Below are 15,497 nucleotides of genomic sequence, written 5' to 3' on the forward strand. Positions count from 1 at the left end.
TTAAACAATAAAATATTTAACGTATTTAAATATTAATCCCACAAACAAATTACGTCAACAACTTTATTTATAAAAACGTTTACATTTTTGTCACAAAGTTGTATAATTTTCGTCGAAGTTAATATTGACAGTCACGGAGAATCGGAGTATACGGCTATGAATCATAAAAAAGGGGAACTTTTTTATATTTCATGGCCTTTTTGTATTCTCTGTCTTAAAACGCTTCGAATTAATTAGGGGAGGATTTTCATTTTATGTTTTTCACACAATTATTTAAACCTGCGCCCCACGCGGAACGCTTACCAGCTGATCGCGTTGATAGCGAATACCGTAAATTACGTTTACAAGTATTCTTAGGTATCTTCATCGGTTATGCAGGTTACTACTTTGTTCGAAAAAACTTTTCACTAGCAATGCCATACTTAATCGAACAAGGCTTTAGTAAAGGAGAACTTGGGGTTATCCTTTCAGCAGTATCTATCGCTTATGGATTAAGTAAATTCCTGATGGGGATCGTATCTGACCGTTGTAATCCTCGCTACTTTTTAGCAGCTGGGCTATTTTTATCAGGTATCATTAATATTATTTTCGGTTCATTTTCTTTCATTACAACGAGCATCATACTTATGTTTGTACTTCAGTTTTTAAATGGATGGGTGCAAGGTATGGGGTGGCCTCCATGTGGCCGTACGATGGTTCACTGGTTCTCTATTAGTGAACGTGGTACAAAAATGTCTATTTGGAACGTCGCTCATAATGTCGGCGGAGCGCTTATGCCTTCCCTTGTAACATTAGGCTTATACTTCTTCGCAAATGACTGGAAGAGCATTTTTTACTTCCCCGGTATTCTTTCAATTTTAGTTGGTATTTATGTATTAATTACAATGAGAGATACACCTCAATCTTGCGGATTACCTTCTATTGAAGAACACACTGGAGAGTATCCATCAGATGAAAAAGTACAAGATCGCGAACGCGAACTTTCGGTAAAGGAAATTTTATTTACATACGTACTAAACAATAAATTTTTATGGTACATCGCTATCGCGAACGTTTTTGTATACTTCGTACGTTACGGCGTTGTAGACTGGGCTCCTACTTATTTAGTAGAAGAAAAAAGCTTTACTCATAGTAGCTCACGTACCGCTTACGCTCTATATGAATGGGCTGGTATTCCAGGTACACTTCTTTGCGGATGGATGAGTGATAAACTATTTAAAGGGCGCCGCGCACCTGCAGGTATTTTATTTATGGTCGGTGTATTCATTGCCGTTCTCGTTTACTGGCTAAATCCTGCTGGTCACCCAATCATTGATAGTATCGCACTTGTTTCCATTGGATTTTTAATTTACGGACCTGTTATGTTAATTGGTCTACACGCTCTTGATTTAGCACCAAAGAAAGCTGCTGGAACTGCCGCTGGTTTAACTGGGTTCTTCGGTTACCTAGGCGGAGCTACTTTTGCTAGTGCTGCTATGGGCTTTATCGTAGATGCATTCGGATGGGATGGCGGATTCATCTTATTACTTGCATCCTGTGTACTTGCAATGTTCTTCCTTGCCCTTACTTTAAATACAGGGTCGGCAAAATCAAAACAAGCTTAATTACTAATATTATACTTACAAAAAAAAAGAGAGACCGTTCTTCCCAGAATGCCTCTCTTTTTTCTACATATAAATCTTTTTTCTTACAAAAGATTTATTTTCCTCTTACATATATGTTAGCGTTTTCAAAACTCTTCAACTACTAGTACAACTGCATTCAATTTTTATATAAAAAGATTTTTGAATATTTTTTCAACTTATGCTTGTCAAACATTGTCAATTTATATTAAAATAACAACAACATACAAAATATTTAGTTTTTTCAGAAAGATGGAGGGATAGCCATGAAGAATCCACTTCTTCGCATTGAAAATTTACAGACGTCCTTTCGCATACAAGATCAATACCATGCAGCAGTTGATAACGTTTCGTTAACTGTCCATGAAAATGAAATTGTCGCGATAGTTGGTGAATCAGGTTGCGGAAAAAGTGCACTTGCCCTTTCCATTATGCGACTGCATAATGAAGCAAATACAAAATTACAAGGGCAACTTTACTATAGAGATAAGGATTTACTAACTATGTCGACCGCAGAAATGAATAAAGTACGCGGATCAAACATCGGTATGATTTTCCAGGAACCTCTTACAGCACTCGATCCTCTTATGACAGTTGGAAAACAAATCGAAGAAAATTTAGACTACCACACAAGCCTTTCGAAAACAGAAAAGAAAGAACGCACCTTAGAACTACTCCATCAAGTTGGTATTCCAAAACCAGAACTTACATATAAACAATACCCACATGAATTATCTGGCGGAATGAGACAAAGAATTGTTATCGCAATCGCAATTGCTTGTAACCCAGGACTCATTATTGCTGATGAACCGACAACCGCTCTAGATGTAACAATTCAAGCTCAAATACTAGACTTACTAAAATCCATTCAAGAACAAACAAAGATGGGTATCATTTTAATTACACATGATTTAAGTGTTGTTGCCGAAACGGCTGATCGTATTGTCGTTATGTATGCAGGACAAGTTGTAGAAACAGGAACAGTAGAAGAGATTTTTAATAACCCTCTTCACCCATATACTCGTTCTCTATTAAACTCAATTCCATCTGCGTATGCTGAAAAAGAAAAATTGCATGTAATTCAAGGGGTGGTTCCTTCGTTAGCAAAGCTACCTCGCACAGGTTGCCGCTTCCAAGCTCGAATTCCATGGGTTAGACCAGACCAGCATGAAGAAAACCCAGTTTTACATGAAGTAAAACCAGACCATTGGGTACGTTGTACTTGTTATAAACATTTCAACTTCCAGCATAAGAAAGGAGATGACGTAACTCATGGCACTGCTTAAAGTAGAAGATTTAAAAGTACACTTTCCAATTAAAGGTGGTTTCTTCGGGCGCACATTAGATTACGTGCGTGCTGTCGATGGTGTAAGTTTTGAATTACAACCTGGTGAAACGTACGGAATCGTTGGTGAATCAGGTAGTGGTAAATCAACAACCGGTAAAGCAATTATGCATTTAACAAAAGCGACGGGCGGTAACATTCATTTTAATAATAAAGATTTAACAAAATTAAGTCGCTCTGAGTTACGTGAACAACGAAAAGATATTCAAATGATTTTCCAAGATCCATATTCATCGCTAAATCCGAAGAAACGCGTTCTCGATATTATTGCCGAGCCTCTTCGGAATTTTGAGAAGCTTTCGCCTGAGGAAGAACGTAGAACCGTTCAAGAGTATCTTAGTATAGTTGGATTAAATCCAGAGTCTATTTATAAATATCCACATGAGTTTTCCGGTGGACAAAGACAGCGAATTGGTATTGCACGTGCTCTTACATTAAAACCAAAGCTTATTATCGCCGATGAGCCAGTATCTGCACTTGACGTTTCTGTACAAGCGCAGGTTTTAAACTTCTTGCAAGATTTACAAGCTGAACTAGGATTAACATATTTATTTATTAGTCACGATTTGGGTGTAATTCGTCATATGTGTGACCGCATCGGTGTTATGTACCGCGGGCGCATTGTGGAAGAAGCAACTAGTGCAGAGATTTATAATAATCCACAACATATTTATACGAAGCGCTTAATATCAGCTATTCCTGATATTCGTCCTGAAAACCGCGAACAACAACGTAAATTACGTCGTGAAGTAAGCGCTGAATACGAAAAATCATACGAAAACTATTTCAACGAAAATGGTCGTGCTTACGATTTAAAACCAATCTCGCCAACGCATCGGGTGGCATTACCATAAGGGAGTGATAAATCATGTGGAAGTTTATATTACGCCGAATCTTAATCATGATTCCGCAATTATTCATATTAAGCGTGCTCGTATTTCTACTAGCTAAAGCAATGCCAGGTGATGCATTAACTGGAGCAGAGATGGCAAATCCGAAAGCAGATCCAAAAATCCTTGAAGAACAACGTGAAAAGCTAGGATTAAATGATCCTGTAACAACGCAATATGTACGGTGGGTTAAAAACGCTGTACAAGGTGACTTCGGTGTTTCCTATGCTCATAAAATGCAAGTAACAGATTTGATTGGTGAACGTCTCGGAAATACAATTTCATTAGCAATTGTTATTCTTATTCTTACTTATATTATTGCCATTCCACTTGGAGTAATAAGTGGCCGTTGGAACGATACTTGGGGCGATCGACTCATTACACTCTATAACTATTTAGGATTTGCTACACCGCTCTTTATTTTCGGATTAATTATGCTCTTCCTTTTCGGATTCCAGTTTCCAATTTTCCCGACCGGGGGTAGCGTAGATCCACAAATTGATACTGGTACATTTGCTTATTATGTAAGTAAATTTAATCACATTTTATTACCGGCTCTATCAGGGGCATTAATTGCCACTGTCGGTACTGTACAATATTTACGTAGTGAAATTATTGATACGAAACATAAAGACTTTGTACGAACTGTTCGAGCAAAAGGTGTTCCTGAATCTAAAGTTTATTCACGACATATTTTACGAAATTCTTTTTTACCAATTGCGGCCTTTTTAGGTTATGAAATTACAGGTTTAGTTACTGGGGCACTCTTCTTAGAAAATATCTTTAGTTATCCAGGAATTGGACAATTATTTATCCAATCTATGGGACAACGTGACTTTAGTGTAGTAACTGCCATTGTTTTATTTACTGGATTCGCAACGTTACTCGGAACACTTCTTTCCGATATCATTTTAAGCATCGTTGATCCACGTATTCGAATCGATTAATGGGGAGGAGGAAAAAATCATGTTAGCAAATCCTGAAAAACAAACCGAAGTCATTCATTACGAGAAAAGCCCCTCTGGTTTCTCCATTATGTGGCGCGAATTTCGTAAAGATAAATTAGCAATGTTTTCACTAGTCTTTCTAGCAATATTACTATTAGCAGTCTATGTAACATCTTTTATTATGAAACAAGAAGATATTGTACGTGTAGATTTGTTTTCTATCTACGCACCTCCCTCTGCTGAACATTGGTTAGGCACTGATTATGGAGGCCGTGACATTTTTGGACAACTTATCATCGGTACACGAAACTCATTTACTATCGGACTAGCAATAACAATCCTTTCTTGCTTAATTGGTCTTTCTATCGGATTAATTGCAGGCTATTTCGGAGGAAAAGTTGATAATGTTATTATGCGATTCATTGATTTCGTAATAGTACTACCAACGTTAATGCTTATTATCGTATTTATCACACTTGTACCTACTTTTAATATCACAACGTTTATTCTAATTATGACTGCTTTCTTATGGACAGGAAAAGCAAGATTAATTCGCTCAAAAGTATTAACTGAAAAAGAACTCGATTATGTTGCTGCATCTAAAACTCTAGGTACACCTAACTGGAAGATCATCCTTTTCCAAGTATTACCTAACTTAAGTTCTATTATTATCGTAAGTGTTACATTAAACCTTGCAGGGAACATCGGTATTGAATCTGGTTTAACTTACTTAGGATTTGGTTTACCAGAAAGTACACCTAGCCTTGGTACACTTGTAAGTTATGCAACAAACCCAGATGTTTTACAAGAGAAATGGTGGATTTGGTTACCTGCATCAATCATGATTTTAGTGTTGATGCTGTGTATAAATTTTATTGGTCAAGCGTTAAAACGTTCGGCTGATGCAAGACAAAGAAAAGGATAAGGGGTGGAGAAGTTATGAACAAACCAAAATTGTACAAAGTATTAAGTACACTTGCTGCTTCAACATTATTACTATCTGCATGTGGGGGTGCTGATAGCGGAAGTAAAAAAACTAGTACTAGTACTAACCAAACAGATACGAAAAAATTTAATGCTCTTGTAAAAAATGATAAAAAAGAAATTCAAGACGGATCGTTAACATATGCTCTTGTTTCAAATACACCATTCGCAGGTGTGTTAAGTAGAGTTGTATATGACGGTGCTCCTGATGCTGAAGTTATCGATTTCTTTGATGAAGGCTTATTATATACAGATAAAAACTGGGAAATTAACAACGAAGGACCTGCAACTTATACAATTTCTGAAGATAAGAAAACAATTACAATAAAAATTAAAGATAATGTAAACTGGCACGATGGTAATCCTGTAACAGCTGAAGATTTAGAATTTTCTTACTTAATTATTGGTAACAGTAAATATGCTGGAGTTCGTTATGATACACAAATGCAAATGATCGAGGGAATGGAAGAATATCACGCTGGAAAAGCTGATAAAATTTCAGGTATTAAAGTTGTTGATCCAAAAACGATCTCTATTACTTATAAAACTGTTAATCCATCTTTAAAAACTGGTATTTGGACATATCCTACTTCTAAAAAATATTTAGGCGATGTACCAATTGAAAAATTAGCTGAATCAGATAAAGTTCGTAAAAATCCAATTGGATTCGGACCATTTAAAGTGAAGAAAATTGTTCCTGGTGAATCAGTTGAATTTGAACGCTTCGATGACTACTGGGGCGGTAAACCTAATTTGAAAAATGTAACTTTAAAAGTAGTAAACCCAGCAATCGTAAATGCTTCACTGAAAAAAGGTGATATTGATATCGCAAAAGTTACTGCAGATCAATATCCAAATGTAAGTAAATTAAAAAATACACAGCTAATTGGTAGAACGGGTCTTTACTATAGTTACATCGGATTTAAGTTCGGACATATGGACAAAGAGAAAAACGAAGCTGTAATGGATAAAGATAAATTTAAAGATGTTCGTTTACGTCAAGCGATGGCATATGCAGTGAATCGTGAAGAACTTGGGCAGAAGGTTTATCATGGCCTTCGCTTCCCAGCTAACTCACCAATTCCACCATCTATGCCGAAGTTCCATAATAACAAATCTGGTGCATATGACTTCGATGTAGAAAAAGCGAAGAAATTATTAGATGAAGCTGGCTATAAGGATAAAAATGGTGATGGATTCCGTGAAGATCCAAAAGGCGGAGAATTCAAAATTAATTACTTAGCTAGTAGTGGTAGCGATACAAGTGAACCACTTGCAAAATTCTTTATTCAATCTTGGAAAGACATCGGCTTAAAAGTAGAACTTGTTGATGGTCGTCTACACGAATTCAACTCATTCTACGATATGATTAAGAAAGATGATCCAAAGGTTGATATCTTCGGCGGTGCTTGGAATACTGGTTCTGACCCTGACTTATCTGGCCTTTGGTCAAAAGATGCAAGCTTCAACTACGCTCGCTGGGTAAACGATGAAAATACTAAATTATTAACTGAAGGTTTATCAGAAAAAGCTGGTGACGAGAAATATCGTAAAGAAGTATATGATAAATGGCAAAAATTAATCCATGATGAAGCACCTATGATTCCACTTCATTATCAATTTGAATTAACAGGCGTAAATAATCGTGTGAAAAATTACGATGTTGCTCCTGGTGCAAAATTAACATGGAAAGACGTTGCAGTAACAAGCGATAAAGCAGAAACAGAGAAATAAAATAAAAATAGCTCCTAGCCTATACTTTCTTTCGCTAGGAGCTATTTTTTATTTATCTCTAAAGTATACATTTTGTAGTTTATAATGACCATTTCCCTTCTTCTTATACAATACGATTAAAACATTTGCTGAAACATCTTTATTAAAACAGCTAACGTAACAGATCCAGCAAATCCCCCTAAACAAATTAAACTTACCCCTTGGCTATAAGACAAATTTTGAAGTGATTTCATATCTTCCATCCTCCCCATATCCTCTTTGATATTCTTATTTTATCAATGGGAATTTTTTCATAACATCGATTTCGCTGACAACTAACTTACAAATTTGTAAGTTAACAAATTCCCTTTAAACTTATATATCTAGTATGTCCACACTCTCCACCTTTATACATCAAAAAAGACCTCGAAATATATCAAGGTCCTGCTTACACTACATAATATCTCACTCAACTTATTTTATCCCGCTATTTGTGGGCAGTAAGACCCCCACCTCAAAATTCAGTGAAAGCAAAGAAGTTAGATGGGGGTCGGGCTGCCCGTAAAATCCCGATTGGTGAAGGCTGATAATCAGTGGGGGATGAACAAACCCCCCACTGATTAAAGTTTCACTTTATAATCATCACCGGGCATTTCACTCGTTTTGCTATTTTATGACTTACGCTACCAAGCACCATTTCTTGCAGTGTATTTAACCCTCTACTTCCAGCAATAACAAGGTCTATATCTCCTGTATTTACATATTGAACAATCGTATCTCCTGGATCACCATGTAGAATTGTAATTTTGTAGGAAATGTTCTCTTTCTTTAATAAACCCTCAATCTCTTTTAATTTATCTTTTCGACTAGCTGATATTGTTTCTAAATCCGTTTGTCCTTGTATAATATCTGATTTTGCCGTTCTATTATCTACTACGTACACAACTTCAACATGTGTTTCTTCGTTAAATTTCGCAATATATGTTGCATGCTCCGCTGCTCGAAGTGCATGTTCAGAACCGTCACATGCTAATATAATTTGTTTGTACATATGCTGAATCCCCTTTTCGTTATCCTATCCGTATTATATAATAAAGCCCCCTAAAAAGGAGGCTTCTAACTAGCAATTCTCTTATTATAGGTAGCTAAATTTGAAACAATCTTCGAGCTTCGTTCATTTAACCCTGTGATCCTTACTTTCACACCGCTTTGTTCATACTTCATTATAACTTTATCAATTGCTGCTACTGCTGAATCATCCCATACATGTGCATGAGTAAAGTTCAGCTCAATTTCTTTTGCATCTTCATTATATGAAAAAGCATTTATAAAATCTGCCGTAGATGCGAAGAATAGTTGGCCGTGAATTTCATATATTTTCTTATTTTCAATATACAAATGTTTCACGTGAATCTTTGCCATATTGAACGCAAATAAAACCGCGCTAATTACTGTTCCAATAATTACACCTAATCCTAAATTATGTGTGATTAAGACAATTACAACTGTTACGATCATAACAAATGCGTTTCCTTTTGGTACTTTATGAAGCGTTTTTACAGAGTTCCAATCAAAAGTCCCAATCGAAACCATAATCATAACAGCAACTAAAGCAGCCATTGGAATATGAACAACGTAATCACCTAAAACAAATAGCAATACGATTAAAAAACCACCGGCTACAAACGTCGATAATCTCCCGCGACCACCCGATTTAATGTTAATAACAGATTGTCCAATCATTGCACATCCTGCCATTCCTCCGAAGAAACCAGCGACAATGTTTGCAATACCTTGTCCACGTGCTTCCTTATGTTTATTACTTTCCGTATGTGTCATATCGTCTAAAACCGAAGCTGTTAATAACGACTCTAGTAAACCGATAATTGCAAGCATAACTGAGTACGGTAAAATAATACGTAATGTCTCAAGTGTAAACGGCACATCAGGAATACTAAAGAACGGTAATTCTTTCGGTAAGCTTCCCATATCCCCTACTGTTTTCAACTGTAATCCGCTCATAAGTACAATACTTGTCACAATGATAATTGAAATAAGTGTAGACGGTACCGCCGTCGTAATACGTGGAAATAAATATATAATTGCAAGTCCTAATGCGACAAGTGCATACATTTGCCAAGTTGCATTTTTAAAATGCGGCAATTGTGCTGTAAAAACTAAAATTCCAAGCGAATTTAAAAAACCACTCATAACGGATTTAGGAACAAACTTCATAAATGAGCTCAGTTTGAACACCCCAAAAATAATTTGGACAATACCTGTTAATATTGTCGTAGCAAATAAATATTGTAAACCGTGATCCTTCACAAGAGTGACCATTAATAAAGCCATCGCACCAGTTGCCGCCGAGATCATCCCAGGTCTTCCACCAACAAACGAAATTGTAACCGCAATACAAAAGGCAGCGTACAATCCAACCGTCGGATCTACACCTGCAATAACAGAGAAGGCTATCGCTTCAGGGATTAACGCTAAAGCAACAACAATTCCTGATAGTACGTCCCCTCTCACATTGGAGAACCAATCATTTTTTATCGTTTGAAACAAAATACCACTCCTCTACTCTTTTATCATTTGATTTTCTCCGTAAGAAAATCAGGGCCGACTGCACGAAGGCTATTATATAACGAGTAGAGGATTTTTTGCTATGTAAAAGTTTCCTAAAAAAAGACGCTACCTTAGCAGCGCCTTTGCTCATTTTACCCCGCATTAACTGGCAGTAAGACCCCACCTCAAAATTCAGCGAAAGCAAAGATGTTAGGTGGAGATCAACTGCCCGTAAAAGCCCGATTGGTGAGGGCTTTTAATCAATGGGGGAGGAACCCCCCCCACTGATTAAAGTTTCACTTTATTAATGTCCACCGTGACCTTGACCACTTTCTTGCACAATCTCTAATCTCTCATCCAATATACCTTGTGTTTCAAATGAAATATCACTAGTACTTCCTAATAAGAAGCCGTGGTTATACGGTCCAAGTGTTGGGTCATCTTTAAACTTCGGTTGAATACTAGCAAGGAAGTCATAAACTGGTTGTGAAGCTTTTCCTTCCTCAAGCAAAACAACAGGGGCATGTTTACCCATATGTGAAAACGGCGCTCCCGCAATTGCTAAGTCTGGTGTTTTACTTGAAACAAATGATAAACCGTGACCTGTTTTTGTGAACCCCCACCCAAATTTCGTTTTTTCATCTTTAAATTTCGCAAATGCAATAGAATTTTCTACTGGAGTCTCCCCACTAATACGCGTTACTTTCCCGTATTTGCTTAACTCTTTTTCTACTTCTTTGGAAACGATTTTTTCTGGTCCTAGTAAATACATATTTGCTTTATCTTTTCTCATCTTTAATGCCTCTATCGTCGATTCTGGCACTTTATTCTTTTCTGTATAGAGTAGTGGTTCTGGCATATGAGAAATCCAGTTTACAGCTGGTGTTGTATATAAACGCCCTTCCTCTTCAGACGAACCGACGATAACGCTATTTGGATAGCTTCCTGTTATATCGGCGTATTCTTTATCAACATCTTTTGCAAATGTAGCTGGATCTGTTTCTTTTATTTGTTTTACTTTATAATCTTTTAATTGTTCAAGCGTGCTAACGCCTACATCCCCCATAACCATAATTTGTGTTCCATCTTTCGTTCCGAGCGGATTTAATCGTTTTATTTCTTTTAACGTCATTTCAGGTACTTTTTCTTTTTCTATAAATAAAATCGGTCCGTTATTCGGATGATGAATAAGATCCGCACTTGCAATACCTAATTGCCACTCGTTCACTGGCACTAAAATAACAGCACCTGGCTGATTCTCTTTATGAGTTGCCGGCCATATTGTTTGCGAAGTTAATACTGCCATTTGCAAAGGATCATTTGTATTTAATCTCGTTACATTTTTTAAACTTGTCGTTAATAAATCATTCGATGCACCTTGATTCATTTCTTTCGGCGCAGTTACTTTCTGATTCATTTTCATTTCCTTTTTCTCTGTTTTCTTCTCTTCTGTAGATTCATGATTTTTATGATCTGTATTCGTTTGTCCGCATGCCGCAAGACCGACTGCTGCAATTATTGTTATCCCAAAAATTCGGGTCATCTTTTTCACTATATCGCCCCCGTAATTGTTTTCGAACCAATCTTATTACCTAAAATGGAATTTCAACTTTACAATAACAAGCAATTCTGAAGAAATTATGCAGATGCATTATAATCTGCACCATTTCTTCATGATTTTGACTTACAATTTAACGTAATAACTACAAATGCGGAGGTACTCTATGATCGATATACTACTCGTAGACGATGAACCGAGAATGCTTGAATTATTAACACTTTATCTTACTCCAATTGGATATAACTGCATATGTGCGACTTCAGGAGAAGAAGCTATTTTACATATAGAAAATCGAAACTTTAAATTTGTTTTACTCGATATTATGATGCCAAAGATGGACGGATGGGAAACGTGCAAAAGAATTCGATCATTTAGTAACGTGCCTATTATTATGGTTACCGCTCGTGATCAAACAGTAGATGTTGTCCAAGGGTTAAAACTCGGAGCAGATGATTACGTGACGAAACCATTCCACGAAGAAGAGCTTTTCGCAAGAATTGAAGCTGTTTTAAGGCGAACGAATCAACGTACGCAAATCCAATATCACGGCATTTTATGGGATGAGGCAAAGCATTTCGTTTCTGTCTATAATGAAGAAATTCTTCTCACACCAATCGAGTTCTCTTTACTCGGATTATTTTTACGTCATGTGAACTACGTATTAAACCGTGATCAGCTCATTGAACGAATTTGGGGTTTAAATACAAATACAGAAGATAGAACAGTCGATTCACATATTCGTAATTTACGTGATAAATTACGAAAAGTAGATTTCCCCATTGATCACCATTTAAAAACTGTTTACGGAGTAGGATATCGATGGATTGATATTGAAAAATAAGGAGCAAAATGATGAAGCGAATTTCTCTTCAACTCGGATTTTATTTTCTAATTGTTACACTTTTAATCGAAAGTGTTCTATTTGTCTTGCTCTATTATAGCCTTGTAAACAATAGAGTAAATGAAGAAATGACAGCTTTATTAAAGCGTGGAAATAGTCACCGAGATGTCCTTGAAAAATATTTTGATAGGCAAACAATCTCCCATGTTGCTTTAATGGAATCCGAAGCTGAAACAACTGTTATTATTACAAATGCAAATAAGGAAGTGCTAGCAAAATCCAATGAAATAAATACTACTATAAAAAAGCATATTGAAGGCATGCAAACACGAACAGATCATGATGGAGCAATTATAGAGAATCATTGGAAAACATCTAATTACATATGTACAGTTAGCCCAATTATAGTGGCAGGAAAAACGGAAGGCTATGTATATATGTTTCTCGGGACGGAATCAATCGAAAAAATGGTTAACGGGCTAACAAGACAATTCATTATCGCCGGAGTCATTACTTTCCTATTAACAGCTATCACCATTTTTCTATTGTCACGTTTATTAACAAAACCATTGTTACACATGAAACAAGCGACTGAAAAAATGAGTAAGGGGGATTTATCGGTTTCATTAACGACTACTCGAAATGACGAAATTGGTGAACTAGCAGAATCCATCCAAACTCTCGCAAATGATTTACATTATATGAAAACTGAAAGAAGTGAATTTCTAGCAAGTGTTGCTCATGAATTAAGAACACCTTTAACGTACGTAAGAGGTTATGCTGACATTGCATTAAAAGAAAGTACACCTCCTGAGCAACGTTTACGATACTTATCCATTATAAAAGACGAATCTGATTATATTACAAACTTAGTTCAAGATTTATTTTCACTCGCCCAAATGGAAAAACATAACTTTTTTATTCAAGTAAAGGAAGTGCATTTACACACCTTCCTTACTCGCATAACCGAAAAAGTAAACGCGATGTATAAGGAAAGACACATTACAGTTTCTTTCACTTGTCCTCCTTCACTGTTAGTAAACTTGGATGAACAGCGATTCGAACAAGTTGTAGTGAACATTTTAAATAACGCTTACAGGCATTCAAAAGAACATTCTCATATCAATATTTCTGTTACAGAAGAAGATAAACATATTTCCATCAAAATTGAGGATGAGGGAGAAGGTATTCCCCCAGAAGACCTTCCTCACATTTTCGACCGCTTTTACCGGGTTGATAAAGCGCGCTCCAGAGCTACAGGTGGAACTGGTTTAGGACTCTCCATCGTAAAGGAAATTGTAGAACTACACGGCGGAAATATTACTGCAACAAGTGAAGTTGGTCATGGATCTTGCTTTACGATTTCATTACCAGCTACATAAAAACACGACTATACATCAATAGTCGTGTTTTCTTATCCTTTAGGACTTTACTTTATAATATAGATTTACGAATTGGCCAAAACGTTTCGTATCCGTTAAAGTTAAATGAATTTCCGGGTTCTTTTCTTTAAATAACGGAATACCAGAACCTAATATATGAGGTGTAATCGTAACAACATATTCATCAATTAGATTATTCTTAAAGAACTCTCTCAGTAGACTCCCTCCACCGACCATCCATATTTTAGATCCTTCTTGTGCTTTTAACCTTTTTGTAAATTCCACTATATCTTCATTTACAAACTCCACGTTTCCGTTTGAACCTTTTTCTGAACGAGAAAAAACATAACATGCTTTATCTAAGTACGGGAATGTTTCCGTATGCTCTACCACATAATCATACGTTCTCTTTCCCATAATTATTGTATCAATCGTTTCATACATTTCTGTATAACCGTTGTCCCCCTCACCTTCCGTTTCCATTAACCACTGTAAATCATCATCTTCTTTCGCTATATATCCATCTAAACTAGCCGCAATAAATAAAACAATTTCACGTGACATACCTTTTCCTCCTTGCATCTCATCTTGATAAAATTATGATGTAAGCAATATACTAGCAGTAAAACATGACAATGAATGTCATGTTAAAAAGAAATAGGTGATATATTTGTCAAAAGCAAAACGTTTATTAGACATTCTTATATTTGCTTCTGCGAAAAAAACATTTACAGCGCAAGAAATAGCTGATGAATTTAATATTTCCGTTCGTACAGTTCATAGATACATTTTAGATTTAAGTGATATGGGGTTACCCATTTATGCTGAACAAGGTCGTAACGGAGGATATAAAGTATTAACGAATAAAGTAATTCCACCTATTTTATTTACTGAAGAAGAAGCAGTCTCCATCTTTTTTGCATTTCAATCTTTAAGCTACTACCGAGACTTGCCTTTTAATACAGAAATTAATTCCGTTACTCATAAACTGTATAGCTCTCTACAAAATGATGCGAAAGCTAAAGTAGATAAAATACGTTCTTATATCGCTTTTTGGAATCCGAAGAGAGCTATTGAGACACCTTTTTTAAACGAAGTGTTAACAGCGGCTATTGAAAATAAAAATTTACACTTTCAATACGAATCTAAATCGGGAATAAAAACAAGACATGTTCATCCTATCGGTGTATATGCTCACGACGGTTTATGGTATTTGCCATCCTATGACTACAGTCGAAACAAAGTATTACTGTATCGCGTCGATCGTATTCTTTCTATATTATCAACGGAAGAAAATGAAGATACATTCATGAATTTAGAAGAATGGTTTGCCTCTAACTCTAACGTAATAAACATTCCTACTCAGTTACATGTTTTATTAACGACAGAAGGCTTGCGCCAATGTAAAAGCGTTCCTTACCTTGAGGAATTCGTTGTAGTAAACGAAGATGGGACAGGGTATATAAATTCAACAATTGATAAAGGTGAAATTAACTTTATTACTCCTTTATTTTATAGACTTGGAAAAGATGCACGAATTTTAGGACCGAGAGAATTGATAGATGGTTTGCGTATACGCGCGAAAGAAATTTTACATATGTATGAAGACGAAAAAAGCTGCTAAATATAAGCAGCTTTTTGGTT

The 15,497-nt window shown here is 36.1% G+C and carries 14 protein-coding genes; 9 read left to right on the top strand and 5 right to left on the bottom strand.

Annotation, left to right across the window (positions count from 1 at the left end; translation table 11 throughout):
• Positions 1–254 precede the first annotated feature (254 nt).
• The 6 genes from glpT to opp4A all read left to right on the top strand — a co-directional run bounded on the left by glpT (position 255) and on the right by opp4A (position 7,522).
• Positions 255–1,604 carry a glycerol-3-phosphate transporter gene (gene glpT, locus ACP6L7_RS24690; RefSeq protein ID WP_097832873.1) on the top strand — a complete coding sequence of 450 codons (1,350 nt, stop codon included), beginning with the start codon at positions 255–257 and terminating at the stop codon, positions 1,602–1,604.
• A gap of 284 nt (positions 1,605–1,888) precedes the next feature.
• Entirely contained in the window at positions 1,889–2,908 is a 1,020-nt protein-coding gene (locus ACP6L7_RS24695) for an ABC transporter ATP-binding protein (RefSeq protein WP_097832872.1), read from the top strand.
• Positions 2,895–3,821 carry an ABC transporter ATP-binding protein gene (locus ACP6L7_RS24700; protein WP_097832871.1) on the top strand — a complete coding sequence of 309 codons (927 nt, stop codon included), beginning with the start codon at positions 2,895–2,897 and terminating at the stop codon, positions 3,819–3,821. Before ACP6L7_RS24695 ends, ACP6L7_RS24700 begins: the two co-directional genes overlap by 14 nt.
• Before the next feature lie 14 nt (positions 3,822–3,835).
• Complete coding sequence (opp4B, locus tag ACP6L7_RS24705; protein WP_097832870.1) at positions 3,836–4,804, top strand: oligopeptide ABC transporter permease; 969 nt, start codon at positions 3,836–3,838, stop codon at positions 4,802–4,804.
• A 19-nt stretch (positions 4,805–4,823) separates the two neighbouring features.
• On the top strand, positions 4,824–5,729 hold the full coding sequence (locus ACP6L7_RS24710; protein WP_053565240.1) for an ABC transporter permease: 906 nt from the start codon (positions 4,824–4,826) through the stop codon (positions 5,727–5,729).
• Positions 5,730–5,743: 14 nt separating this feature from the next.
• Positions 5,744–7,522, top strand: a complete 1,779-nt coding sequence (gene opp4A, locus ACP6L7_RS24715; protein ID WP_097832869.1) for an oligopeptide ABC transporter substrate-binding protein — start codon at positions 5,744–5,746, stop codon at positions 7,520–7,522.
• 116 nt (positions 7,523–7,638) lie between these two features.
• Here the strand turns inward: opp4A and ACP6L7_RS24720 are convergent, their stop codons facing one another.
• The 4 genes from ACP6L7_RS24720 to ACP6L7_RS24735 all read right to left on the bottom strand — a co-directional run bounded on the left by ACP6L7_RS24720 (position 7,639) and on the right by ACP6L7_RS24735 (position 11,621).
• The gene (locus tag ACP6L7_RS24720) at positions 7,639–7,755 is read right to left on the bottom strand and encodes a DUF4027 family protein (protein WP_097832917.1); all 117 of its coding nucleotides are present in this window, start codon (positions 7,753–7,755) and stop codon (positions 7,639–7,641) included.
• A gap of 374 nt (positions 7,756–8,129) precedes the next feature.
• On the bottom strand, positions 8,130–8,552 hold the full coding sequence (locus ACP6L7_RS24725; protein ID WP_000278004.1) for a universal stress protein: 423 nt from the start codon (positions 8,550–8,552) through the stop codon (positions 8,130–8,132).
• A 65-nt stretch (positions 8,553–8,617) separates the two neighbouring features.
• Complete coding sequence (locus ACP6L7_RS24730; RefSeq protein WP_097832868.1) at positions 8,618–10,069, bottom strand: SulP family inorganic anion transporter; 1,452 nt, start codon at positions 10,067–10,069, stop codon at positions 8,618–8,620.
• A gap of 304 nt (positions 10,070–10,373) precedes the next feature.
• On the bottom strand, positions 10,374–11,621 hold the full coding sequence (locus ACP6L7_RS24735; protein ID WP_097832866.1) for a cell wall-binding repeat-containing protein: 1,248 nt from the start codon (positions 11,619–11,621) through the stop codon (positions 10,374–10,376).
• 172 nt (positions 11,622–11,793) lie between these two features.
• Between ACP6L7_RS24735 and ACP6L7_RS24740 the strand changes: the two genes are divergently transcribed.
• Positions 11,794–12,471 carry a response regulator transcription factor gene (locus tag ACP6L7_RS24740; RefSeq protein WP_097832865.1) on the top strand — a complete coding sequence of 226 codons (678 nt, stop codon included), beginning with the start codon at positions 11,794–11,796 and terminating at the stop codon, positions 12,469–12,471.
• 11 nt (positions 12,472–12,482) lie between these two features.
• Positions 12,483–13,853, top strand: coding sequence for a sensor histidine kinase (locus tag ACP6L7_RS24745; RefSeq protein ID WP_097832864.1), 1,371 nt, complete (start codon positions 12,483–12,485; stop codon positions 13,851–13,853).
• Between the two features lie 39 nt (positions 13,854–13,892).
• Here the strand turns inward: ACP6L7_RS24745 and ACP6L7_RS24750 are convergent, their stop codons facing one another.
• Positions 13,893–14,417, bottom strand: a complete 525-nt coding sequence (locus tag ACP6L7_RS24750; RefSeq protein ID WP_097832863.1) for a dihydrofolate reductase family protein — start codon at positions 14,415–14,417, stop codon at positions 13,893–13,895.
• A 106-nt stretch (positions 14,418–14,523) separates the two neighbouring features.
• Here ACP6L7_RS24750 and ACP6L7_RS24755 point away from each other — a divergent pair, with 106 nt between their 5' ends.
• Positions 14,524–15,477: a helix-turn-helix transcriptional regulator gene (locus ACP6L7_RS24755; RefSeq protein ID WP_097832862.1), complete on the top strand. Its 954-nt coding sequence runs from the start codon at positions 14,524–14,526 to the stop codon at positions 15,475–15,477.
• Positions 15,478–15,497: the final 20 nt, after the last annotated feature.

The sequence above is a fragment of the Bacillus silvicola genome (assembly GCF_050524305.1).
GTDB classification, from domain to species: Bacteria; Bacillota; Bacilli; order Bacillales; family Bacillaceae_G; genus Bacillus_A; species Bacillus_A cereus_AT.